Annotated in this window: 23 protein-coding genes; 11 read left to right on the forward strand and 12 right to left on the reverse strand. The window is 69.4% G+C overall.

Annotation, left to right across the window (positions count from 1 at the left end; translation table 11 throughout):
* Positions 1-1,156: 1,156 nt before the first annotated feature.
* The 4 genes from BCF44_RS56220 to BCF44_RS59400 all read left to right on the forward strand — a co-directional run bounded on the left by BCF44_RS56220 (position 1,157) and on the right by BCF44_RS59400 (position 3,113).
* Positions 1,157-1,324 carry a hypothetical protein gene (locus tag BCF44_RS56220; RefSeq protein WP_170218172.1) on the forward strand — a complete coding sequence of 56 codons (168 nt, stop codon included), beginning with the start codon at positions 1,157-1,159 and terminating at the stop codon, positions 1,322-1,324.
* Positions 1,302-1,754 carry a lamin tail domain-containing protein gene (locus BCF44_RS49455; protein WP_116181549.1) on the forward strand — a complete coding sequence of 151 codons (453 nt, stop codon included), beginning with the start codon at positions 1,302-1,304 and terminating at the stop codon, positions 1,752-1,754. The genes BCF44_RS56220 and BCF44_RS49455 overlap by 23 nt, the downstream gene beginning before the upstream one ends.
* Positions 1,755-1,855: 101 nt before the next feature.
* Positions 1,856-2,524 (forward strand): hypothetical protein, encoded by a 669-nt coding sequence (locus BCF44_RS49460; protein WP_147328980.1) that lies wholly within the window; start codon positions 1,856-1,858, stop codon positions 2,522-2,524.
* Between the two features lie 364 nt (positions 2,525-2,888).
* Entirely contained in the window at positions 2,889-3,113 is a 225-nt protein-coding gene (locus tag BCF44_RS59400; RefSeq protein WP_379801646.1) for an SSI family serine proteinase inhibitor, read from the forward strand.
* Positions 3,114-3,462: 349 nt separating this feature from the next.
* Here the strand turns inward: BCF44_RS59400 and BCF44_RS49470 are convergent, their stop codons facing one another.
* The 9 genes from BCF44_RS49470 to BCF44_RS49510 form a co-directional block, all read right to left on the reverse strand.
* On the reverse strand, positions 3,463-3,870 hold the full coding sequence (locus BCF44_RS49470) for a hypothetical protein (RefSeq protein WP_116181552.1): 408 nt from the start codon (positions 3,868-3,870) through the stop codon (positions 3,463-3,465).
* A 312-nt stretch (positions 3,871-4,182) separates the two neighbouring features.
* Entirely contained in the window at positions 4,183-4,920 is a 738-nt protein-coding gene (locus BCF44_RS49475) for an FHA domain-containing protein (protein ID WP_211353601.1), read from the reverse strand.
* Between the two features lie 116 nt (positions 4,921-5,036).
* On the reverse strand, positions 5,037-6,575 hold the full coding sequence (locus BCF44_RS49480) for a serine/threonine-protein kinase (RefSeq protein ID WP_116181554.1): 1,539 nt from the start codon (positions 6,573-6,575) through the stop codon (positions 5,037-5,039).
* A 427-nt stretch (positions 6,576-7,002) separates the two neighbouring features.
* The gene (locus BCF44_RS49485) at positions 7,003-8,646 is read right to left on the reverse strand and encodes a glycoside hydrolase family 27 protein (protein ID WP_211353602.1); all 1,644 of its coding nucleotides are present in this window, start codon (positions 8,644-8,646) and stop codon (positions 7,003-7,005) included.
* 96 nt (positions 8,647-8,742) lie between these two features.
* On the reverse strand, positions 8,743-9,837 hold the full coding sequence (locus tag BCF44_RS49490) for an ABC transporter ATP-binding protein (protein ID WP_116181556.1): 1,095 nt from the start codon (positions 9,835-9,837) through the stop codon (positions 8,743-8,745).
* Between the two features lie 9 nt (positions 9,838-9,846).
* Positions 9,847-10,749 carry a carbohydrate ABC transporter permease gene (locus BCF44_RS49495; RefSeq protein WP_116181557.1) on the reverse strand — a complete coding sequence of 301 codons (903 nt, stop codon included), beginning with the start codon at positions 10,747-10,749 and terminating at the stop codon, positions 9,847-9,849.
* 13 nt (positions 10,750-10,762) lie between these two features.
* Positions 10,763-11,728: a carbohydrate ABC transporter permease gene (locus BCF44_RS49500; RefSeq protein WP_116181558.1), complete on the reverse strand. Its 966-nt coding sequence runs from the start codon at positions 11,726-11,728 to the stop codon at positions 10,763-10,765.
* On the reverse strand, positions 11,728-13,131 hold the full coding sequence (locus BCF44_RS49505) for an ABC transporter substrate-binding protein (RefSeq protein ID WP_116181618.1): 1,404 nt from the start codon (positions 13,129-13,131) through the stop codon (positions 11,728-11,730). The genes BCF44_RS49500 and BCF44_RS49505 overlap by 1 nt, the downstream gene beginning before the upstream one ends.
* 233 nt (positions 13,132-13,364) lie before the next feature.
* Positions 13,365-14,150, reverse strand: coding sequence for a DeoR/GlpR family DNA-binding transcription regulator (locus tag BCF44_RS49510; protein WP_116181559.1), 786 nt, complete (start codon positions 14,148-14,150; stop codon positions 13,365-13,367).
* A gap of 151 nt (positions 14,151-14,301) precedes the next feature.
* Here BCF44_RS49510 and BCF44_RS49515 point away from each other — a divergent pair, with 151 nt between their 5' ends.
* From BCF44_RS49515 to BCF44_RS49540, 6 genes are all read left to right on the forward strand, one after another.
* Positions 14,302-15,180, forward strand: coding sequence for an SIS domain-containing protein (locus BCF44_RS49515; protein ID WP_116181619.1), 879 nt, complete (start codon positions 14,302-14,304; stop codon positions 15,178-15,180).
* On the forward strand, positions 15,177-16,046 hold the full coding sequence (locus BCF44_RS49520; RefSeq protein WP_116181560.1) for an ROK family protein: 870 nt from the start codon (positions 15,177-15,179) through the stop codon (positions 16,044-16,046). Before BCF44_RS49515 ends, BCF44_RS49520 begins: the two co-directional genes overlap by 4 nt.
* Positions 16,043-16,900, forward strand: coding sequence for a 1-phosphofructokinase family hexose kinase (locus BCF44_RS49525; protein WP_116181561.1), 858 nt, complete (start codon positions 16,043-16,045; stop codon positions 16,898-16,900). The genes BCF44_RS49520 and BCF44_RS49525 overlap by 4 nt, the downstream gene beginning before the upstream one ends.
* 3 nt (positions 16,901-16,903) lie before the next feature.
* Positions 16,904-17,731, forward strand: a complete 828-nt coding sequence (locus BCF44_RS49530) for a class II fructose-bisphosphate aldolase (protein WP_116181562.1) — start codon at positions 16,904-16,906, stop codon at positions 17,729-17,731.
* A 111-nt stretch (positions 17,732-17,842) separates the two neighbouring features.
* Complete coding sequence (locus tag BCF44_RS49535; protein ID WP_116181563.1) at positions 17,843-18,646, forward strand: MBL fold metallo-hydrolase; 804 nt, start codon at positions 17,843-17,845, stop codon at positions 18,644-18,646.
* A gap of 17 nt (positions 18,647-18,663) precedes the next feature.
* Positions 18,664-19,764 carry a hypothetical protein gene (locus tag BCF44_RS49540; protein WP_211353603.1) on the forward strand — a complete coding sequence of 367 codons (1,101 nt, stop codon included), beginning with the start codon at positions 18,664-18,666 and terminating at the stop codon, positions 19,762-19,764.
* Positions 19,765-20,454: 690 nt separating this feature from the next.
* Here the strand turns inward: BCF44_RS49540 and BCF44_RS49545 are convergent.
* Together BCF44_RS49545 and BCF44_RS49550 are read right to left on the reverse strand one after the other, a co-directional pair.
* Positions 20,455-20,967 (reverse strand): hypothetical protein, encoded by a 513-nt coding sequence (locus BCF44_RS49545; RefSeq protein ID WP_147328981.1) that lies wholly within the window; start codon positions 20,965-20,967, stop codon positions 20,455-20,457.
* 62 nt (positions 20,968-21,029) lie between these two features.
* Positions 21,030-21,608 carry a hypothetical protein gene (locus BCF44_RS49550; protein ID WP_116181565.1) on the reverse strand — a complete coding sequence of 193 codons (579 nt, stop codon included), beginning with the start codon at positions 21,606-21,608 and terminating at the stop codon, positions 21,030-21,032.
* Positions 21,609-22,266: 658 nt separating this feature from the next.
* Between BCF44_RS49550 and BCF44_RS49560 the strand changes: the two genes are divergently transcribed.
* Positions 22,267-22,809 carry an AAA family ATPase gene (locus BCF44_RS49560; protein ID WP_116181566.1) on the forward strand — a complete coding sequence of 181 codons (543 nt, stop codon included), beginning with the start codon at positions 22,267-22,269 and terminating at the stop codon, positions 22,807-22,809.
* Positions 22,810-23,181: 372 nt separating this feature from the next.
* On the opposite strand, the gene BCF44_RS49565 is transcribed toward BCF44_RS49560, so the two are convergent.
* On the reverse strand, positions 23,182-23,871 hold the full coding sequence (locus tag BCF44_RS49565) for a hypothetical protein (RefSeq protein ID WP_116181567.1): 690 nt from the start codon (positions 23,869-23,871) through the stop codon (positions 23,182-23,184).
* Positions 23,872-24,028: the final 157 nt, after the last annotated feature.

Below are 24,028 nucleotides of genomic sequence, written 5' to 3' on the forward strand. Positions count from 1 at the left end.
AACGCCTGGACCCAAAAGCCCTCATGCCGGCCTGACGCTCTACGGAGTCCTCCGAGCGCTACAGGAACTGCTGGCTTGTTGGACCGGCACATGCACCACCTGCCAGCGACCACTACCGAACCAAAGATCAACTTAACGAAGTACTACTAGTAAGGGTGGCGAGATTGGTGCTGGTCATCGCCTCGGCCTGCGGGGTCATCCTCTCGGCCCGCGGGCGTGGGCCCACACTCTGTCTCCGACCTCGAATCAAGACATGACTCAACTACATCCGTTGGCTCGCAAGGTCTTCAGGTTCGAAAACAGGCACTTGCCGACGTGTCGATGAGGCAGACGCTGGCGCAACGCCACTCCGGCCTGATCGCGCTGGACGTGACCGTCGCGGCCGGCCGGGGCTACTGCGTCGTGCGCGCCGTCGCCGACGCGAGCCCATAGTCCTGCTGGTCGAGCAGAGTGTGCCTGGGCTGCTCGACCCGTTTCTGAGCCCTTCACCGGCAGCCGCGCCGCAGCCGCCGTTGGCATCAGTGTGAGGCGAACGCGGCGACGGCACGGCCGCGTCGGCGCGGGAGAGGATGCCGCGGCCAGGGTAACGTCGGGCGCGGGGCGGGCGACGTGTTGTGTGCCGAGCCCGCCGCCCTCCCCCCGGTGGCGGGCTCGGCCTTGCCGACGACATGGTTCAGCCCGACCGAACTGGTCGATCACCATTCGGCGGGACGGTGCTGGAACGCGTCCGGGCGCGTATGTGCTGCGGCGCTTACTCGCCCTGCGCTGCGCTTGCCTCGCGACATACCCCAACGGTCCGGACCGCGATTCGCTGTCCTTGGAACTTGGGACCAAACCAGCATCAGCGACTGCTGAAACCTTGCGGTCCGGATGTGCCCTGATACTACGCGAGAGGCCACGTGAATGGCCTCCTTGCGTCGGACGCCCGACGCCCCCACCCTGAGATCGACCCTTTATTTGCCGGCGGGTTGGACATCTTAAGAGCGACACCGTTGGAGGTGTAGCCAGGCCGTCTTCTCGACTGGAGCATATGGGTCAACTTTAGAATTTGTTGCTCACGTTGAGTCCAATCGGCTCACGGACCCAGTCTCGTCAAAAGTATTTCACATGTCCAGGGTGTCACTATCGCGTTCTCCGTATTGACTAGGAGAAAACAATGAAGGGTTCCCTCGCTGTCATGATGATGACAGCTGTCGTGATCCTCTCGCTGCTCGCCGGTGGCCCCGTGGCGAATGCGGCGCAGCCGCACGGTGCTGTGTTGTCCGTGTCTACCACCTTCGTGTTCGGCCAGATCGGTACCCGTGGCCCCAACGGGTCCGACTGACCGGTACATCCAGATCAAGAACATCAGCCAGGACCGGCAGGACCTGAGCCGCTTCACGGTCGTGGTCGCGTCCAGCCCGTCCAAGTCTTTCGATGTGAAGATCCCGTCGGGCACGATCCTGCAGTCCGGCGAGGTCTACGTGATCGCCAACCCGCAGGGCTGTAGCGGACCGGTCGTCCACCAGTTCCTCACCGGCGGCGTCCAGATACCCGACCGGTTTTTCATCATGCTGCTGGACCCGTCCGGCTTCCTTATCAACTGGGTGTCCAACGACGCGAGCTGGGGGGCCGACCCGGCACCGGTCTGCCCGGACGCCCTCGCCCTCATCCGACGCTCCAACACGGACGACAACGCGGCGGACTTCTACTGCGGGCCCAGGGCCCCTGGTCTACCCGGTCCCGTCGCCCGGCCTGGACGCCCGACCCCGTGAATCAACATCTTGTTCGGGAAGGTCGTTCGCGGTGGCGATTGTCATCCCGGCCGAATTGCGCCGATTCACCCGGGATGTACCGGCCGCCGAGACCGTCGCGATTGCCGGGCATCGAACAACGCAATGAACCGCTTCACCACTATTCCGAGAAGGAGGCAACACCGATGAGGCGTTCCCTCACAGCCCTCATTGCAGTGGGCATCACGGTTCTCTCACTGGCCACCGGCGCCACCGCCGCGTCCGCGGCACCGAACGCGGCGGCAGGCCCGCAGGACTTTGCCCTCGTGATCGACCAGTTCGCCACCAGCGGCCCCGGCGGTCAATCCGACCAGTACATCCAGATCCAGAACATCAGCCAGGCCGCGCGGACTCTGTCAGGCTTCAGCGTCGATGCCTGGCTCAGCCAGTCCGTGAGGGCCCTCTCGGTCACGATCCCGGTGGGCGTGACCCTGTATCAGAACGACGTCTACGTGATCGCCAACGCGGACGCCTTTAGTGGTCCGCCGGGGGTGGTCAACCAATATTGGTCAGGCATCGCGCTGCCCAGCAGGCTCGGCCTCTGCCTGATGGGTCCGACCAACGCCAGGGTCGATGCGGTGGCCACCACGCCGGGCACACCGTGCCAGATGGGGGCGACCCCGGCCGCTGCCCAGCCGCCCGGTAACGCGCCGGACGCCGTCGTGCGGCACTCCAATACCGGCGACAACGGGCGCGACTTCCATATCGGGTTCCGGACCCCGGGCACCCCCAGCCACGTGGACCCGTTCTGACCTGGAATCGGTGGCATGTCCGACCCGACCGCTGACCCGGCGACCTAGGAACTCACCGGTCGAGCACAAGTTGACGCGAACACGATGGTGCCCACCGAGGCTCAATGACTCGGTCTCGGTAGGCCCCATCGCCGCCGGCCGACAACTTACAGCGGCCGCCATTAGTCCCGGTCGGTCCGAACCAGCTAACTCCAACCTGGCAGGCATAAGCGCCAGGGCACGTCGAGAAATCCGCGCACAGCCGGTAGCGCAACTCCGAAAATTCACTCGAAATGTGACAGAAATCGAATATTCGAGGCATTAATTCGTGATCATGAAATATATCGGGTCATCGGTCACTGCTGTGCTGGTATTCATGAGGCTTATGACGTCCCCGACCTTGGCGGCCAGCCCTGCAAACCGGCTCGACCTCACTATCACGAGCGAGGTTGGAGTCATGGTGGCTCAGGCGACGCTCACCTGCGAGCCGACCGACGGTACACGTCCCCATGCACAGGAAGCCTGCAATGATCTAGTCGCCACCAAAGGTCAGATCGACAAAATCCCGCCCAAAAGGGCGTGTTTTTCCTCCCATGGGTTGAGCTGGTGACCGTGACGGCCACCGGAGCCTGGGAGGGCCTTCCCGACAGTTACGGGAGGACCTTTAGTAGCATCTGCGAAGCCGTTGTCTGGACCGGCGGGAACGTGTTCAACATCTTGACGTGACCCCAATGCGGGTCTGGCAGCGGCGACAGCTGCGAGGCTTGCCAGCCACTGGAGCTCATTGCGACGGCCGACAACCACGTGAGTCGAACCGCGGGAACCCCCATCAACCCTCGCTGCGGCTGTAGTTGAGATCACTCCACTGAACCACGTCCACGTCGCGCACGGGCGGCATATCTGGATGGGTCATACGAAAACGTTCTTTCTTGACTTGTTCGGCGGGGAACGCCCATTGGTCAACGTCCCGTGACGATGTACCACTGCCCGTTCTTGCGGATCAGCCGCCCGTCATGCATGCCCTCGAACTGCGTGACCGGCTGGCCCTGGTAGAGCATCGCGGCCTTCGGCACGGTCGCGGAGTCGCCGTTCACGATCACTTTCGAAGCGTTCACGGTGAGCTCTGATGCCCTGCTGAGAAAGTCATCGGTGCCGGCCTGCTGCCCCACGCTCATCGCTACCTGGATCCGCATGGTGCACCCGTCGATGCCGTCGGCCAGGATCGAGGACCCTGGTGCGACGATCGCGCACAGGTCGGTGTAGTTGTTGGCACCGAGGTCGTGCAGCTCTCGGACCGTGATGGCCGCTGCCGCCTGCTGGTCCGCGCTCGCTTGGCCGCCGGCGCCGTCGCCCGCGCTCGGACTCACGCTCGGACTCGGACTCGCGCTGGAGCATCCGGCGGCCGCCGCCAAGGTGAGGGCCGTGAGCAGGGCCGCGGGTATGCGGGTCCTGGACACCTTCACACTCAGCTCCCGCGGAATACGGACAGGATTGATCAGAGACAGCACGTTGTGGTCCTTCGTGTCATTTCGTGCGTGAGTTGCGCTGCGAGCACCCGTGCAAGCTCAATGCGCCCGTGCCGGTCGACTCGAGGCGCGCCACTGCCGGGCACCGTTGAAGCCAATCAGGCTTGCCGGGCCCGCGACACCTGTAAGCCTCCAGGGTGTCCGCCGAAGGGGTCAGGCTGTGGGAGACGGCATCCAGGTCGCGGGACGACGGGACGGCAGCATCGCCAGGTGCTCGTCCCGGACCAGGTTGAACCGGACCGCGGTGGCCACCAGCGCGGCGCGCTGCCAGTCGGCCTTGGCGTCGCCGTCGGCCTCCGGATCGCGGACCCGCAGCTTGGTGCGGGCCAGGTAGTCGATGTGGAAGTTCACCGCGGCCCGGGTCAGGTCGCGGCAGGACTCCAGCGGATGCAGCCGCTCCACGATCTGCGGAACGGTCGGCAGCACCACGGACGCTCCGTCGCGCAGCCGCGGCTCGCACAGCGCGACCAGCACGAGGAAGTACTTCGCCGACTCGTTCAGCGAGAACGCCGACTTGGTCGCCGCCTTCCCGGACGGCTCGTCCTCCGGCTGGTAGGCGTGTTCGGGCGCGAAGACGGTGAACGACACCGGGACACCGGCGGTCGGCAGGACCAGGCGGGCGATCTCGAACGGCACCGGCATGTCGAGGCGGCGCGGGGCGACCTTCAGGAACTCGCCACCGCCCTCGGGGTTCTCCACCACGTACGTGGCCCGCGAGCTGAGGTTGGACACGGTCCAGTAGGCCGCGACCGCGCGGATCCGTCCCGCGATCCGCGAGATCGCCGGGTTGTCGAGCACGATGTCAGCGCGCTGGCTGCGGCCGAAGGCGACCTCGTCGCCGGGCGCGAGTTCGATCAGCCGGTCGGGCAGTTGGATGACGACGCTCAGCACGATCCGCGCCCCCTCCCCCGGACCTGAGCGCCTCGGGTCCCGCCACTCCGCAACCGGCCGAAAGTTCCTGGAAGCTTACAGGTGCCCACCCCGCCGGCTGTCGGAGCGAGGCTGGGTCACCGTGGCAGCGGAACTCCCGTGATGCTGATCGAGCCGTGTACCGCGAGATCGAGGGAGAAGACTTGGGCCCATGCGATGTTCAGACTCCGAGCCGATGCCGGGACGGACTTCTCCAGCGTGAGCGTGTCGGAGACGGTTCCGCCGGCTGGTGCGGTGATCACTGTGCCTGGGCCTGCTGTGTAGCTGGTGCCCTGGTCGTCGGTCGCGGTGAAGTAGCCGAAGCTCGGCAGGTTCACCGCTTGGGTGGCGCCGTTGTGCGCGCTGACCGTCAAACTGACTCTGCCGCCATTGTCGACGACCTTCACGATCGTCACGGTCAGGGGGCCGTTGTCGGCGGACCACGTGCCGGCGATCGTCGCGCTGAGGGGCGGTGCCGGGGTCGTTGTATGGCCTCCGGTCTCTGACCCGGTCGGCGTTGTGTGGCCTCCGGTCTCTGAACCGGTCGGCCCGACCGTGGCGACGGTCTTGTTGGTGGCCGCCGGCGCCCCGCCGGGCAAGCTGTTCACAGCCACGACGGTCACGATGGTCGCCGCCGCCAGCCCGAGCACCGTGGCGACCAGGGCGCCGATGACGCCCGAACGGCGGCTTCCCCGCACCGGGAGCGGCACTTGGCTCAGCGGAGGGGTCGGGGCCGGCATCAGCGGTTGGTGGTGCGGCCCGGTCGTGGCGGTCTCCGCACCCGTGCGCGCAGGTTGGGGAACCATCGTCCGGACCTCGGGCGGCAGCCAGGACACGTGTGGCGTGCTGCCACCGAAGATCGCCAGCAGTTCGGCCGGGGAGGGGCGCTGGGCGGGGTCCTTGGCCAGACAGGCGGCCACCGGCCCCTGCAGCACCGCGGGCAGGGTGCCGACATCGGGTTCCTCGTGGACGACCCGGTAGATCAACGCGGCCGTGGATCCTTCGCCGAACGGTGGGCTGGCGGCCGCGTGGCACAGCACCAGCCCCAGGTTGAACACGTCGCACGCCGGGGTCAAGGCCAGCCCGCGGGCTTGCTCCGGGGCCATGAACGTCGGCGTGCCCAGCACGGACCCGGTCCCGGTCAGCGCAGTGCCGTCCAGGGCCCGGGCGATCCCGAAGTCGATGACCCGCGGCCCGTCGTGGGCGATCAGGACGTTGGACGGCTTGAGGTCGCGGTGGATCAGACCGGCGGAGTGAATGGCTTCCAGTGCCTCGGCCAGACCAGCGCCGAGCACCCGCAGCGACGGCTCCGGCAGCCGGCCGTGCTCGGCGATGACCTGCGCCAGGGTCGGCCCGGGGATGTAGGCGGTCACCAGGTAGGGCGGCGTGGCCTCGGCGTCGGCGTCGACGACCTGGGCCGTGTGGAAACCGCCGACCCGCCGGGCGGCCTCCATCTCCGCGGCGAACCGCTGCCGGAGCTGCGGATCGTCGACCCGCTCACGCACGCACTTGACCGCCACCAGGCGCCCACCCGGTGTGCGTCCCAGATACACATCGCCGAAACCGCCGGAGCCGAGGCGCGCCTCCAACCGGTAGCGGCCGACCGACTGCGGGTCGGTCGGCTCAAGGGGTCGCATACCGGTCCTCTCCCAGCGCGCCGACGCGGACGGGCGCACCTGCACCGCACCCAGGTTCGACGACAACCGTCCCGAGCAACCGGTCCGACAGACCCTGCCGCGTCTTGCCGAGAGTTGTTACGCGCGCGGTCTCTATCAGGGTCATCCACGATCCTCCGGTCCCGGCGGCCCTCCATCCGAAGCCCGTCATGCGGGGGCGGAGTCGGCTGAACCATACCGGGACCGGCGAGCGCCCCCGACGCGCGCCGGCACGCAGCGCCCGGAGGAGCCGGGCGCTGCGATGACGTCGGGGTCCAGCCGGGGCGGGCAACGACGGAGCGGCAACGGCAGCGGACCGCCGGGGGCAGGGGCCGCCCGGCGGTCCGGCCTGCTCGGGTCAGGACGGCAGGTCGATCAGGACGGCAGGTCGATCAGGACGGCAGGTCGATCAGGACGGCAGGGACCACACCTGGTTGTCCTGGTTGTGGCCACAGCTCCAGACGATCAGCTTGGTGCCGTCGGTGGACCCGCCGCCGTTGACGTCCAGGCACAGCCCGGAAGCGCCGTTGGTCAGGTTGCCGCTGCGCTGGTACGTCCACTGCTGCGCCGAGGAACCGTTGCACGTGCTCAGATCCACCGCCGAACCCGCGGTGGCGCCGGCCGCGTGCAGGCACTTGCCCAGCGTGCGGACCGTGCCGTCGCCGGACAGCGCCCAGCGCTGGTTGGCGTTGCCGGTGCAGGTGTAGATGATGACCGGGTTGCCGTCGGTGGTGCTCGAACTGGAGTCGTCCACGCACTTGCCGGCGATGCCGCTGATCTGCCCGGCGTTCACGCCGGCGCCGCAGGCGGCGCTGCTGGGGCTGACACGGAACATCGCCGTGCCGTGGGCGGGAACGCTGGCGCCGAAGGTGCCGCTGGTCGTGCTGGACGTGCCGGCCCACAGATCCTTGACCTGGTAGGAACATCCGGCACCGCCGGCGAAGCCGACGGTGGTGGCCGCGGTGCTCGCGCTGACGGTCGAGCCGGAGCGGTTGAGGATCGCCACCGCGCGGTCGCCGTTGGCCAGCGGTCGGGTCAGCACGTCCAGCGTGCCGTTCTGGGACACGACATAGCCGGGGTGGCCCAGGCTGTCCTGGTCCACTGCGATGATGTCGCTGTTGCCGAGGTCCGCCACCGAGCTGCTGGACAGCGAGCCGACGTCGCTGGACAGGATCATCGGCGCGGCCATCTCGGCCCACAGCGCGATCTGGCTGCGGGACTCGGCCGCGGTGAGCCCGCTGTCCCCCGCGATGAGGAAGTCGGGGTCGTTCCAGTTGCCGGGGCCGGCGTAGCGGTGGATCGGGTTGTTGTAGCCGTAGTTCGACATCACGCTCCCCCACCGGCTCGCGGTGGGATTGCTCGCGTTGTACGTGGCGACGTCGTAGCCCTCGCGCCACAGCTGGCCGTACTGGCCGACCCAGCCGAGCACGTCGTTCCAGTCCGCGGTGTTCTCGAAGTACGCCGGCGCCGACTCGGAGAACACCATGTCCCGGCCGGACGCCTTCATCGCCGCGCCCATCTGCTGGTAGGCGCTCTGGTAGGTCTGCACCTCGGTCTGGCCGGCGACCGTGGGCAGGTTGCAGCCGTCCAACTTCACGTAGTCCACGCCCCAGGACGCGAACAGGTTGGCGTCCTGCGTCCAGTGGTTCCAGCTGCCGGCGTAGCCGCCGCAGGTGGTGGTGCCGGCGTCCTCGTAGATGCCGAACTTCAGGCCCAGCGCGTGCACCTTGTTGGCGACGTACGGCATGCCGTCGGGGAACCGGGTGGTGTCGACCTGCAGGTTGCCGGCCGAGTCGCGGGCGGTGCGCATCCAACAGTCGTCGATGGTGACGGTGTTGTAGCCCTTGGCCGCCAGCCCGCTGGACACCAATGCGTTGGCGTTGGCCAGGATCGTGGACTCGGTGAAGTCACACTGGTAGTGAGCCCAGTCGTTCCACCCCATCGGCGGCGTCAGCGCGAGCTGCGCGCCGTCGCCGGAGGTGGCCGTGGGCGAGCCTTCGGCCGGCGCGGCGAGGCCGGCTGCGGCCGTCAGCACGGCGGCGAGCAGGCCCACCGCCTGGATGGTGGATCGTCGAAGGCGGGTCTTCCGTGGCGGCGTGACGCGCATGGGATGGCCTTTCCAAGGGTTGGCAGGGGAAAACGGGTTACGTCAGTCCTCGAGCCGAGACCCGGTCACCGGGTCGAACAGGTGCACCGCCTCGCGACGTGGCAGCAGGCCGACCTTGGCGCCGCGCTGGTTCGGGGACATGCCGGCGACACGCGCCGTGACGGCGTGTTCGACCAGGTCGCCGGTGCCGGCCTGTTCGAAGGAGCAGTACAGGAACTGGTCGCTGCCCAGCTCCTCGACGACGTCGACCACCACCGGGATGCCGTCGTCGAAGTCGACCACGTCCACGCCCTCCGGCCGGACGCCGACCACGACCTCATCGCCGCTGAGCTGGGCGCGCTGTCCCCGGGTGAGCCGGACGGCGTGGCCGGCGATCACCGCCGAATCGCCGTCGACCCGGGCCGGCAGCAGGTTCATCGCGGGCGAGCCGATGAAGCCGGCGACGAACAGGTTGGCCGGCTTGGAGAACAGGCCGATCGGGGTGTCGCACTGTTGCAGGACACCGTCCTTCAGCACGGCGACCCGGTCGCCCATGGTCATCGCCTCCACCTGGTCGTGGGTGACGTAGACGGTGGTGACGCCGAGCCGGCGCTGGAGGGAGGCGATCTGGGTGCGGGTCTGCACCCGCAGCTTGGCGTCCAGATTGGACAGTGGCTCGTCCATGCAGAACACCTGCGGCTGGCGCACGATCGCCCGGCCCATCGCGACCCGCTGACGCTGGCCGCCGGACAGCCGGGCCGGCTTGCGGTCCAGGTAGGACTCCAGGCCGAGCAGCGTCGCGGCCTTGCGCACCCGGCGCTCCCGCTCGTCCCGGGGCACCTTGGCCACCTTGAGGTGGAAGCCGATGTTCTCGCCGACGGTCATGTGCGGGTAGAGCGCGTAGTTCTGGAACACCATCGCGATGTCCCGGTCCTTGGGCGGCAGCGCGGTGACGTCGCGGTCGCCGATCCACACCTGCCCCTCGTCCACGCCCTCCAGGCCGGCCAGCATCCGCAGCGTGGTGGACTTGCCGCAGCCGGACGGCCCGACCAGCACCAGGAACTCGCCGTCGGCCACCTCCAGGTCCAGCCGGTCGACCGCCGGCCGGTCCACCCCGGCGTAGTAGCGGGTGGCGCCTCGGAAGGACACGTCTGCCATGGTGTTTCCCTACTTTCCGGAGCCGAGCGTCAGGCCCGTGATGATGCGGCGGGCCAGCACGAGGTACAGGACGAGCATCGGCAGCACGAGGATGGTCACCCCGGCGATCAGGCCGCCGTACTCGGACTGGTACTCGGCCGCGCCGTAGAACGTGAACAGCGCGCGGGCCAGCGTGAAGTGGGCCTGGGACTGGAGGAAGACGATGGCCAGCAGCGTCTCGTTCCACAGCCCGATGGCGTTCAGGATCAGCGCGGTGATCAGACCGCCGCGGGCCAGCGGCAGCATGACCGCGAAGAACGTGCGCAGCGGCGAGGCGCCGTCGATCGCGGCGGCCTCCTCCATCTCGTCCGACAGCGACCGGAAGAAGCCGGTCAGCAGGAACACGGTGAACGGGATGGACAGCGCCACGTACACCAGGAACAGACCGAACAGGCTGTCGGTGAGGTGCACTGTGGACAGTCCGATGAACAGCGGGATGATCACCGTCTGGAACGGCACCCCCATGCCGACCGCGATCAAGTTGGTCAGCGGCCCGGAACCGCGCACGCCCAGCCGGGTCAGGGCGTACGCGGCGGGCGCGGACACCAGCACGATCGCCGCCGACGACGCGGCCACCAGCACCACCGTGGTGAGGAAGGCGTCGCCGAAGCCGGCCTGGTCCCACGCGTAGGCGAAGTTGCGCAGCGGCTTGCCGAGTTGGAACCAGCGCACCGGCAGGGCGAACGGCTTGGTGAAGATCTCCACCGGCGTCTTGAAGGAAGCGGCGATCAACCAGTACAGCACCAGCAGGTTGAAGGCGGTGAACCCCAGCACCACCACCATGCCGAGCACCCGCAGCGGGCTGCGCCGGCCCGCTCCCGGCGCCGGCCGGGGCCGGCGGGGCGCCTTGCGGCCCACATCCGCGACCGTCATGGGCTTCCTCCACTCAGAACTGGATGGTGTCGCGCCGCATCAGGCGACGCAGCAGCACGACGAACACGGACGTCAGCGCGATCATCACGACCGCGCAGGCGCTGGCCCCGCCGTAGTCGGGCGTGCCCTGGCTGCCGAAGGAGCGGTCGAAGACGTAGATGCCCAGCGTCCACGCCGCCGTCGGCGGCGAGTACGTGCCCGGCCCGGCGAGCACGAAGACCAGCTCGAAGATCTTGAGCGCGTTGATGGTCCACAGCACGCCGGCGACGCCGACCACGTCCCAGGTCAGCGGCAGCGTGATCGCGCGGAACTTCTGCCACGCCGACGCGCCGGCGATCTCCGCGTCCTCGTACAGGTAGGGCGGGATGCGGTCCACGGCGGCCATCAGAATCGTGATGTAGAAACCGGAGCTGGCCCAGACGAGCGCGCCGATGACGGTGAGGGTGACGTTCTCCGGGGCGAGGAACCGCACCGGGTCGATGCCGAGCCCGCCCAGCACGAAGTTGGCCAGCCCCTTGTCGTCGGACTTGAACAGGAAGCTGAAGAACATGGCCAGCGCGACCGGGGCCACGATGTTGGGGAAGAACAGGATCGTGCGCACGAGCTTGCCGCCGGGCATGTCCCGCAACACCATCGTGAACAGGAACGCCAGCAGGAACGTCCCGATGCCGCCGACCACCACGTACATCAGGGTGTTCACCAGCGCGGACCGGAACGAGTCGCTGGCGAACATCCGCAGGTAGCCGGCGAATCCGGTGAACTGGGGCGTGTCGCCGGCGCCGGCCCAGCGGGTGAACGACAGCACGCCGGTCACGATCGTCGGCGCGACCAGGAAGACCACGTACAGAATGAGCGCGGGCGCGAGGAACGGCCAGAACAGGCGGCGCTTGCGGACCAGGTGGCCGCCGGAAGTGCCGGTGGGGCCGGGTTTTCCGGCGGCGCCGCGCTGTGTGGCCGGCGCCGCCGCGATGGTCGCCATCAGGCCTGGCTCTTCCAGTACTCGGCGGTCTTGTCGGCGAGTTGGGCGATGAACTCGTCGGCGCCGAGCGTGCCCTTGAGCAGGTAGTCGTCGGCCGGGTAGAAGACGTCGTTGACGTACTTGCCGCCGAACAGGCCGTCGATGCCGTCCATGAAGATCATGTGCTGCTTGTTCGGGTCGTCCAGCGCCTTCTTCACGTCCGCGAGGTCGGCCGGGACCTCCAGGTCGGGGCGCGGGGTGATGTTGTCGGCGACGGCCGGGATGCCCTTGAGCACATCCTTGTTCAGGAAGTAGGCGATGAAGTCCTTGGCCGCCTCGGCGTGCCTGGCCTTGGCCGTGACGGCGAAGCCGATCGGCAACTGCTCGACGATGTCGTGGGTGGCGCCGTCGGGCAGCGGGAACTGGAAGGAGCCGTAGTTGATCTTCTTGTCGCTGCCCTCCTTGTTCAGGTACTCCCGGGTCTCGCTGGGCGCCCAGCTGCCGACGAACAGGTAGTCGGACTCGCCGTCCGCCCACTTCTGCTGCACCTGCGGGAACTTGGAGGCGTTCCAGCCGTCGATGAAGTAGCCGCCCTTGGCCAGCCGCTCCACGATCTGCGCGGCCTTGCGGAAGCCGGGCTCGGTCTTCCAGGTCTGGCCGGTCTTGTCGGCGGCCGCCCGGGCCAGGCCGCCGGGGCCGACGTAGCGGGCGGCGAGCTGGGTGAAGAAGTAGGCGTTGTAGAAGTCGATGTCGCCGTCCTGGCTGACGGCCGCCTTGCCGGAGTTCTTCGCCTTGTCGAACAGCTGGAACAGGTCGTCGACGGTCTTCGGCGCGGTGAAGTCCTTGACCTGGTCCTTGTTGTACCACCAGGCGTTGCCGAGCAGCTCGTACGGGATCTCGAAGTAGTGTCCATTGTGGTCGCGGTTCTGCGGCATGTCGTACGAGCTGGGCGCCAGCACATCCTTGACGGTCTTGTCCCCCTCGCCGACCGGCAGCCCGAGCACGTCGTCGACGCTCTGCGTGCCGCCGGGCGCGACGACGGCCGCCCCGACCTGGCTGATGTCCTGGTCGAACAGGTCCGGCACGGTGTCGGTGTTCAGCGCCGGCGCCAGGTTCTGGGTCAGGTACTTGCGCCCCAGCCACTGCACGGTCACCTTGACGCCGGTCTGCTTGCCGAAGCAGTCGACGGCGTGCTGGAGCACCTTGCCCTGCGGCTCGTCCTTGGTCCACATCGACCAGTAGGTGAGCTCCTTGTCGGTGGTCGGCTTGGCCGCCACCGCCGGACAGGACGACGAGAGATACGCGTCGGCCGTGGGCAGCGCGTTGTCGTCGCCGGCGCCGGCGCTGCCGCAGGCGGTCGCCGAGGCGGCGACCGCCACCGCCGCACCGATCGCAGCCCAGGTCCTTCTACCAGTCGTGCTCATGGCCACCATCCAGTCGAGCCGAGCTGATCGCGGTCGGGTCGTGCACGGCTTTGCGCGATTCTGCTCAGTTTAAAGGTTCTACGAACAGCTTGCGTCATCGAGTGCGCATACCTTTGACCGCCGCACGGGGCCGACGCAAGGGCGGGCCGGCGTCGTGCCCGAACCGTTACCTTCGCGGGCACGACGAAAAAGGAGCCGGTCGACCGACCGGCTCCTCGGGTGCGCGATGGCGGCTAGGCCTGGATGACCTGCACTCCCGCGCCGCCGAACGCGGCGACGAGGTCCGGGTCGGCGGCGGTGTCGGTGACCAGCGCGTCCACCTCGTCGAGCCGGCAGATCAGCGTGAACGCGCTCTTGCCGAGCTTCGAGGAGTCGGCGACGACGACGGTCCGGCGGGCGCGCGAGACCATCAGCCGGTTGATGCTGGCCTCGCCCTCGTTGTACGCCGTCGCGCCGGCGTCGGCGCTGATCGCGTCGACGCCCAGGAAGAGGTGGTCGAGGGTGAGCTGGGGCAGCACGAGGGTGGCCAGCGGGCCGGTCAGCTCGTAGGACTGTGGGCGGGCGACGCCGCCGGTGACCACCAGCTTGATGTGCTGCCGCACCACCAGTTCGTTGGCGATGTTCACCGCGTTGGTGACGACGGTGAGCGCCGGCTCCACGCCCACGCCGGTCAGGTCGGTGCGCGTCGCCAACGCCCGGGCGACCTCCGTCGTGGTGGTGCCGCCGTTGAGGCCGACGACCGCGCCGGGGGCGACCAGCGCCGCGGCGGCCTTGGCGATGCGCTCCTTCTCGGTGGCGTGCCGGGCGGTCTTGTAACGCAGCGGCAGGTCGTAGGACACGTTGTGCGCGACCGCGCCGCCGCGGGTGCGGGTGATCATCTGCTGCTGCGCGAGGTGGTCGAGGTCGCGGCGGATGGTCGCGGCGGAGACCGCCAGCTCGGTCGCCGCGGATTCCACTTCCAGCCGGCCGTCGCGCGCGATGATGTCGAGCAGGGCGTTCCATCGTTCGTGCGACGTCATCGGGCCGTCCTCCAACCACTGCGGTGCGCGTTCCCGCCGATCTTCGAGCACGCCCGGGCGAGATGCCAGCCACTTCGCACCGTCTTGCGTGTTGATGCTCGTTATGGCCTACTTGTGCGCAGAACTGCTCATCAACGCGCATCGGAGCGGCATGAGTCACGCACTGAACGAGATCGCCAGCCAGCCGGGCTGCTGGCGCCAAGCACAGGAGCTCGCGGCGACCGCGCCGGCGGGCCTGCCGCAGCCCGGCGAACGCGTCGCCGTGATCGGCTGCGGCACGTCGCTGTTCGTCGCGCAGGCCTATGCCGCGCTGCGGGAGGGCGCCGGGCACGGCGAGACCGACGCCTGGCCGGCATCGGAGTTCCTCGCGCACCGCCGCTACGACCGCGTGCTGGCGATCTCGCGGTCGGGCACGACGACGGAGATCCTGCGCGCGCTGTCCACGATCGCCGGCTCCACCCGCCGTACCTTGATCACGGGCGTGGCCGGCAGCCCCGCGTGCGAGCTCGCCGACGACGTCGTCGCGATGGACTTCGCCGACGAGCAGTCCGTGGTGCAGACCCGGTTCCCGACGACCCTGCTGGTCCTGCTGCGGGCCCACCTCGGCGAGGACGTGTCCGCCCTCCCCGAGCAGGCCGAGCGGGCGCTGCGCCGGGACCTGCCGAGCGACTGGCCGGCGTTCCGCCAGTACACGTTCCTCGGCTCCGGCTGGACGGTGGGCCTGGCCAACGAGGCCGCGCTCAAGGTCCGGGAGGCCGCGCAGGCGTGGGCGGAGGCCTATCCGGGCATGGAGTACCGGCATGGCCCCATCGCGGTGGCGGACGTGGCCTCGCTCGTGTGGGTGTTCGGCGACCTTCCGCCCGGCCTGCACGAGGAGATCCGCGCCACCGGGGCACAGCTGGAGACGTCCACAGTGGACCCGCTGGCGGAGTTGGTACGGGCGCAACGACTCGCGGTCGAGCTGGCGGCGTGGCGCGGCCTGGACTCGGACGCGCCCCGCAACCTCACGCGCTCCGTGATCCTGACATGACCGTGGTCGCGGTGGACGTCGGCGGCACGCTGATGAAGGGGGCGGTCGTCGACGACGACCGCATCGCCCGGACCACAGAGGACCGGCCCACGCCGCGCCGGCCGGACACCATCGACGGCATCCTGCGGTTCGTCGAGGACCTCGTCGAGCGGGCCGGACAGCGCCCGGAGGCGGTCGGACTCGCCGTGCCGGGCATCGTCGACGAGCACGGCGTCGCCCGGTACTCCAGCAACCTCGGCTGGCGCGACGTGCCGCTGCGGGACATCGCCACGGCCCGGCTCGGTCTGCCGGTGACCCTCGTCCAGGACGTGCTGGCCGGCGGGTTCGCCGAGCGGGACCTCGGCGCGGCCCAGGGCGTCGACAACTTCGTGTTCCTGCCGATCGGCACCGGGGTGGCCGGGGCCGTCTTCGTCGACGGACGGCCGTATCGCGGCGCGGACGGGCTGGCCGGGGAGATCGGGCACATGCCGGTCCCGCTCGGCGACGAGCCCTGCACGTGCGGGCAGCGCGGTTGCCTTGAGACGTACGCGTCGGCTGCGGCACTGGCCCGTCGGTACGGCGAACCCGGCGCCACCGCCGCCGATGTCGTGGCGCGGACGCCGCACGATCCCGCCGCACGGCGGGTGTTCGACGAAGCCCTGGCCGCCTTGGGTCACGCGCTCACCGCCTGCACGATGTTGCTCGATCCCTCGCTCGTGGTGATAGGCGGCGGGCTGGCCGAGGCCGGCGAGCGGCTGCTGGCGCCGCTGCGGGAGCAGCTGCGGTCCCGGATCGCCTGGCGGCAGCCGCCGAAGGTCGTCAGGGCCGCACTGGGCGCGTCCGCGGGACGGCTCGGCGCCGCCATCTGCGCCCGGAGCGCCTCGTGATCGTCACCGTCACCCTCAACGCCGCCCTGGACGTCACCTATCGCTTGGACCGGTTGTCTCCCGGGCGAACCCATCGCGTGCGGGACGTGCACAGCCGGGCCGGCGGCAAGGGCGTGAACGTCGCCGATGTGCTGCGGCAGCTCGGTGAGCCGGTCACCGCGACCGGGTTCGCCGGGCCCCAACTGCTGTCGGAGCTGCCGCAATTCGTGCCGATCGCCGCCGAGAGCCGGCGCACGGTCGCCGTGGTGGACGCGGACGCGGTCACCATGCTCAACGAGCCGGGACCGCCGATCAGCGCGGCGGAATGGGCGGCGCTGGAGGCGGAGTTCGACCGGCTCGCGGCCACCGCGTCGGTGGTGGTGCTGTCCGGCAGCCTACCCGGACTTCCCGCCGACGCCTACGCGCGGTTGATCAGACGCAGCCCCGTGCCGGTCATCCTGGACGCCGAGGGAGAGCCGCTGCGTGCCGGCATCGCGGCCGGGCCGGCGCTGATCAAGCCGAACATCGACGAGCTGGCCGGCCTGCTCGGCCGCACGCCCACGCTCCCCGGCGACTGCCACGCTCTGGACGTGCCGACGGCCGTCACCCTCGGACCGGACGGCGCCGTTCTGTCCACATCGGACGGAATCTGGAGCGCCCGGCCGCCGCGACCCGTGCACGGCAACCCGACCGGGGCCGGGGACGCCTTCACCGCGGCGTTGGCCATCGGCCTGGCCCACAACCGACCCTGGCCCGAGACCCTCGCCGACGCCGTCGCGCTGTCGGCGGCCGCCGTGGCCGCACCGGTCGCCGGGGCCTTCGACGCCCCCACCTACCGCGAATTCGCCGACGCCGTCACCGTCGAGGAGAACTGAACCATGCTCGTGCCGGCCCAGACGATCATCGACGCCGCGGTCCGCCGCGGCGACGGCGTGGCCGCGTTCAACGCGATCACCCTTGAGCACGTCGAGGGAGTCGTGGCCGGCGCCGAAGCCGCCGGACTTCCCGTGGTGGTGCAGATCAGCCAGAACTGCGTGCGCTTCCACGGCGGGCGGGTCCGTCCGCTCGCGGCCGCCGCGGCGGCTGCCGCCGCAGACTCCACGGTGCCGGTCGCGTTGCACCTCGACCACGTGGAGGACGAGGAACTGCTGTGGCAGGCGGCGGACGCCGGCTTCGGCTCCGTCATGTACGACGCGTCCCGATTGCCGTACGCCGATAACGTCGCCGCGACTCGGGCGGCCGCGGAGTGGGCGCACCGTCACGACATCTGGCTCGAAGCCGAGCTCGGTGAGGTTGGCGGCAAGGATGGCGCGCATGCGCCGGGCGTGCGCACCGACCCGCTGGAGGCGGCGGCTTTCGTGGCCGACACCGGCGTCGATGCCCTGGCCGTCGCGGTCGGCAGCTCGCACGCGATGACCACCCGCACCGCCTCGCTCGATCACGATCTGATCAGCCGCCTGCGCGACGCCGTGCCGGTTCCCCTTGTGCTGCACGGCTCCTCGGGCGTGCCCGACGACCAGCTGCGAGCCGCCGTCGCCCACGGCATGGTGAAGATCAACGTCGGCACGGCGCTGAACATCGCCTTCACCGATGCGGTCCGCGCCACCGGCCTGGACCGCAGCGACCCGCGCCGATACCTCGCACCCGCCCGGGATGCGATCGCCGCAACGGTCACGCACCTGCTCGGCGTGTTGTCCACGAAATAGCGGTGATGTCCATACTGCTTGCAGCCGACTAGCACCGGTACTACCGTCTCGCCGAGCGAGTGCATCCACCGGCGCGAGGAGCCCAGTGTCCGTCGTCAAAGCAGTGTGCCCGTGCTGAGGCAGGTCGCTGAGGGTGTCCTGGTCCACCGGAGCGAGTTCTGCCAGAGCAATGCCGTTGTCGTGCAAGGCCCATCGGGCTTGTTGCTCGTCGACCCCGGTGTGCTCGGCGACGAAATGGCCTGCCTCGGCAAGGACATTCGCGAGTTGGGCCAGCCCTTGGTCGCGGGGTTCTCCACGCATCCGCACTGGGATCACATGCTCTGGCACGCCGACCTCGGCGAGGCGCCTCGTTACGGCACGGCCCGCTGCGCGGCCACGGCCCGCGAGCGGCTGTCGGCCCCAGGTGCGATGGCGCGCGTCGCCACGATGATTCCGCCGGACATCGTCGAGCGGGTGCCGCTGGACCTGCTCGGCCGCATCACCGGACTGCCCGCCGACACGGCACGGTTTCCTTGGGACGGTCCCCGAATCCGGATCGTCGAGCATCAGGCGCACGCCTCCGGTCATGCGGCGCTGCTGATCGAGGAACGCGGGGTTCTCGTCGCCGGCGACATGCTTTCCGACGTCCTGATTCCGATGCTCGACCTCACCGGCGCCACGGACCCCGTCGAGAACTACCTCGCCGCGCTGCGGCTGCTCGAGGACGTGGCCGGCGACGTCGATGTCCTCATCCCGGGCCACGGCTCCGTCGGCGGAGCCGATCAGGCGCGCGAGCGAATCGCCCAGGATCGCGCGTACGTGCACGCCTTGCGTGACGGCCAGGCTCCCGACGACCGGCGGCTCGCCCCGTCGGCCACGTACGGGGATTGGCTGCCTGCCGTGCACGAACGACAACTCCAGGCCTTGCATCCCTGAGCAGAGGACGTAGTTGCGTGGAAGGCTTGGCGTCCGGTGTCACCGGACTGATCGTCGGAGCGGTGCTGGGCCTGCTGGCCAGCGTGCTCTTCGAGGACCTTCTGAAGGGACAGTTACAGCGGGTCGGGTCCTTCGCCCGCCGGCTGCGCGCTCGCGGACCGCTGCCGGTGTCGAGCGAGGAGTTCCGGCTCGGCCCGTTGCACACGCCGTTGGTGATCGTGGAGGGCGACGGCGAGCAGGTCATCAACGAGCAGTCGGTGCGACTCGTCGTCGACCCGGTCGACGTGCGGGTTCCCGACGAGATGGCGCCGTGGGTCGAGGAGATACGCGCCGCGGAGGAAAGCAAGAAGGCCCAGGGCCTGCCGCATTTCTGGAACGGCCCGAACTACGCCGTGACCAGTCTGACGGTCAGCCGGACCATGATCGACGAAAGTCCGGAGATCTGCCTGCACCTGGCCCACGGCGACTACTTCACCTTCCTCGCCGGCCAACAGCTCGACCGGCCGTTCGCCGACGGCAGCACGCCCCGCAGCCGCTACCTGACCCCGAACGATCCCCGTGCGGCGCCGGCGTTCATGTGTTGCAGCTTCGGCACGAACGTCGCCGTCGTCACGTCGGACAACCTCCTGGTCGTCCAGCAGCGCGCGCAACAGGTCGGTTCCCAACCCGGCACGTGGAGTTCGTCGGCCAACGAGGCGCTGTCCCGGCAGCTGGACTCCCGGGGCCGCACCGCGCCGGACCTCTACGACGTGATGCGCCGAGGCATCGCCGAGGAGTTGTCGATCGAAAAGTCCGAGTACCACCTGGAGATGCTGGCCGTCGTCATCGACGCCGAACGTCAGCAGTGGGGCGCGTTGTTCGTGGCATTCCTGCACGAGCTGACGGCCGAGGACGTCCTCCAGCGCCGCAGCCGCGGTGTCCCGGACAAGTGGGAACACGACCAGGTCGAGTTCGTACGGTTCGAGATCGAACCCGTGGTGCGCCACCTGCTGCGCGCCGACCGGCGAGAGCACTGGTCGTCGGTGGGGCCGCCGCTTTTCTACCTGAGCCTCGTCCGGCGGTACGGCCGGTCGACCGTCGAACGCCGGACCGCTCGCATCCTGCGCTCCTTGAGCTGACGACCGCGATTCCCGGATCTGGGCGGCTTCGGGCGATCCCAGGTCGTCGAACGTGTCGAGGGCGGCCTGCCAGTGCGGTTCGGCCGCGACCGGGTCGCCGCCGGCCTCGAGAACGCGGGCCAGCGCCAGGTGCGCGCGGGTCCTGGATCTCGGTGCAGATGTCGAGGATCTCGCGGTGGCATTCGACGGCATGCTCGGGGCGGTCGGTCTCGGCGTGGATGTTCCCGAGCACGGTGAGGGTGAACCGGCAGCCGCCGAGGTCACCGTTGTCGGTCTGGATCGCCCGGGCCCGGTGCAGGAGCTCGACGGCGGGCTCCATCTGCCGGAGTTCCCGGTGGACGCCCGTGGTGCTTGCCGAGCTGGCTCGGGTGGCCGCGCCGGGGGCACGGCTCCTCGGCGCCGGATACGACCCGTACGGGACCAAGAACCCGATTCACCTCGCCTACCACGACCGCAACCGCCGGCGGGGCCGAATGCCCGGGCAGCTGCGCCTGCGGGTACGGCACGAACGTCTGGCCTCGGAATGGTTCGACTATCTGCTCCCGTCCGAGGGCGGAACTGACCGACTTGCTGAGGGAGAGCCCGTGGCGACAGGTCGAGACGCGGCACGACGATCACGGCGGGTATCTGGCGGTCATGCAACTGCGCTGACAGGCAGCACCCAGACGTCCCTGCCCGTGCGGCCGGTGATCACGGCTGCGAGATCGGTCCTTGGGGTTCGGCGGCGCGGCGTGGGTAACTGATCATGATGTCGAGCCTGGGCAGGCCCAACTCGTGGCGGACGACCTCGGCGAAGCGCTCGATGGCGTCCTCGGCCTCGCTGCGCGCGGACCGCCAGTCCTCCCAGGTGTACCTGCGGGCTCTGGCGATGTCGGGCATCTCGTTCACCTTGACGTCCACGAGGTGCGCGGCGGTGGCGACCGCCGCGCTGCCGTGGAACCAGACCGCGACCACGGACCGGTTGAAGTCCACCGCCATGTCCAGTGCCACGCCGAACGCCGCCTCGGCCTCGGGCGTGCCCGGCTCCAGCAGCGCCAGCGCCCGGTAGGCCTCGCGCGAGGCGTAGTAGGCGCCGATGAACTGCTCGTAGATCCGGATACGGTGATCACGATGCCACCGGCGCGCCTCGTTCCGACTGTCCCAGAACCGTCCCAGCGCGAGCCCCAACAGCGCCGCCATGGCGGCGATGATCGCCGACTCCATGCCCACTCCCCTCCCCCGTGACCGTCACTACCGCGTGATCGTCGGCGAAGGGCGGGGCAGCGCTACACGCTGACCTCCCGGCGGCGGGCCATCAGGGCCAGCCCGGCGATCATCGCCAGCGCGCTGACCAGCGCCGCCGGCAGCGGCCAGGACCAAGCGGTCCTCGCCGGCCTCGCGGTGGGCAGCAAGCCGTGCGGGTCGAACACGACCTCGAACTGATCGCCCACTCGCCGCGCGACGGAAGTGGCCAGTGGTCGCCCGATCGGCTTGCCGTGACCGTCGGCCAGCCAGACCGTGTAGCTTTTGGCGCCGTGCCGGTCCGTCGCCGTGTCCACCTGGGACACGGTCGCCATGGTCGTGTCGCCCACGACCGCCAGCGCCTTGCCGACTGCATATATCGGCGCGAACATGCCCAGGAACAGTGCCCCGGCCGTGGCGAGGGCGATCGCGAATCGTGAAGCCGACCCGAGCCACATGTCGGCGCTCAGCACCAGCACCGGGCCCGGAGCCGCGAACAAGAACAGCAGCCCCACGCCTGGGTTGAACAGAAACGTCAGCAGCGTGGTGACGTTGACCGCCACCGCCAGGAGCACCGTCATCGTCGCCGTCCACCCCAGGACCCACAGGGGCCGCATGCTCATCGTGCCCTCGTGACGGTCCCGGCCCGCGTTCCGGGTCTGTATCCGCCCGCCGCACCGTTCACACCGGTCGCCTCGCCACGGCTCGACGCGCACCGTGTGCACACGAGTCCCGTCAGATGTGGGCGCCTCCGACCGAACAGCGTTGCCGGTGAGCCTCATCTGCGCCCGGTGTTGCCGGCCACGACCGCGCGTCGTCCTGCGGTTGGCCACGTTGCCCCCCTTGCGTCCCAGTCGAACGCTCAGGGAAATGATCCTCCCGGGGTGGTCGGACGGCGGTGTCTCGTCGGACACACCGTCGAGGTGGCACGTTCGAAGCTGCTCACATGCCGTAGCCGAGCTCCTCGGCGGCAGCGGCCCAGAACTGGTTCTCATCCGCGACAGCGACCGCGTCGATGGCGCGGATCGCGGTCAGCGCCTCGACCTCGGAGGCGTCGACCAACACCGCGAAGGTGCGGCCGTCGTGGGAGCGTTCGGGATACGGCGACTTGTTTCAACGGCCTTCGAACGGAACCTTCTTGCGGTTCACGGCGCGTAACGCGTCGTCGATCTGCTCATCCGTAAGCACCGGCAGAGCATGCCATCCCGACCGTTGACCGCCGCGGGATGCCCGAACGAAAGGCGTTTGAGCGCTCCCGCTCCCGCCACTAGGTTTCGGCTCGTGAACGACGTCGATGTGCTCGTCCTGCACGGATCGCCGGGCGCCGGGAAGACGACCCTTGCGCGGGCCGTCTCCGAGATCCTGCGGGAGGCCGGGCTTGCGCACGGGGTGATCGACATGGACGAGATCTCGATCGTGCATCCCGACCAGGGCCGTTCCTTCGCGCGTGAGAACCTCCGGGCCATCTGGCCCCGCTACGCCGCCGTTCCCGGTCTCCGGCTCCTGCTGCCCAGCGTCGTCGCCGACGAGGAGGAACTCGCGCTCCTGCGCGCCGCTCTCCCCGGCGCCCACCTCGCCGTGTGCGAACTGACCGCGCCCGAAGCCGTCCTGAAGGAGCGGGTGACGGCGCGTGAGCCGAACGAGTTCTGGCGGGAGGGCCTGCGCCGCTGGGTCGACGTCTTCCATGCGCGCAACGATCTGCACAGGATCCGGGACTTCCTCGTCTCCACGCACGAAAGGTCGGAGGAAGACGCGGCTCGCGAGGTCATCGACAAGGCCGGTTGGCTTGCCGTACGGCACCAGCCCCGTGGATCGACGACCTGACAACCGGTCCCGTCGGCGGAGCTTTGCCGATCACCGCCCTGCCGATGTTGGCCTCCGCCGCGGCGGCGGTCGTGATCGTCATGACTGGCTGGCTGATGACCGCGGACGCCGGCGGCTACCGCAGGCTTCACAGCGTCCGACTACCTGGCGACGATCGCCAGGATGACCCGAGCCGGCGCGGGCTTGGCACTAGGCGGCTACGCGTTCTCGGAACTGCTCATCCTGGTCCGCATGCACTACCGGGCTCCTGCAACACCTGACAGACCACCGCACTGACCGTCGCGGTCCGACGACGAGGTCGCAGCCATCGCGACCGATCTGCACGACCGGCCCCGGCAACAGATTCACGAACAGACCGACCGCGACCTGGGTCTACCACGGTGCCACGGCCAGGCGTTGCATGCAGATTCGTCGTTCCTCCGGGTGCTCGACCGCTTGGGCCAGGCGGTGTGCCTCGGCCTTGAGATGGTCGGCTTCGGCGCTGCCGGTGCGCGAGGCCACGCGCGCGATGGCCTCGGCGGCGAAGGCGCGGTCCCAGTCGGCGAAGGCCGCGGGGTTCTCGGCGATGAGTTCGACGTACCGGTCAGCGTGACGTTGGGCAACGTCGAGTAGGCCCGTCGCCGTCGCGACGGTGGCGATCAGGTGCTCGGCGCGTCCGCGGTTGGCGACGGTGCCTACCTGCGTCCAGTGATGGGCGGCGGCGTAGGCGGCGTAGAGAGCCTGCTCTCGCTCGGTGCGGGGGCTGTGCTCGGACAGGCCGTTGTCGATCAGGTCCCAGGTGCTGTTGTTGAGTTCGACGGCGAACCAGCGGTCGAGGTCTCGGCCGTTGCTCTGCTGGGCGACGACGGCGGCCGCCAACTCGCGCCAGCCGGCGAAGCCGTGCTCGCGGGCGATCACCAGTTGGGCGTCGCGGAGCGCGATCTCGGCGTCGGCGTGGGGCAGGATCGCGCGCAGCCTGGCCATGGCGGCCGGGTTGGTCCCGGCGACGGCGCGCCGGAGTTCCTTGGCCTGGGCCCGCAACTGAGCCAGGTCGGCGTTGTCGGGGAGGGACTTGTCGCCCATGAGGTGCTCCATCGTCAGCCGGGTCCGCTGTAGCCGGCCGCGACAGGACACGGGGTCGTGGCCATACGCTGCTGGGGAATCCAGGTGCACTCGGTGCTTGCTGCGGACGGGAGGCGCCCTGGTGCGCGCTGGGGACCACTATAGCGGCAGACCACGC

The organism is Kutzneria buriramensis, from assembly GCF_003387475.1.
Classification (GTDB): domain Bacteria; phylum Actinomycetota; class Actinomycetes; order Mycobacteriales; family Pseudonocardiaceae; genus Kutzneria; species Kutzneria buriramensis.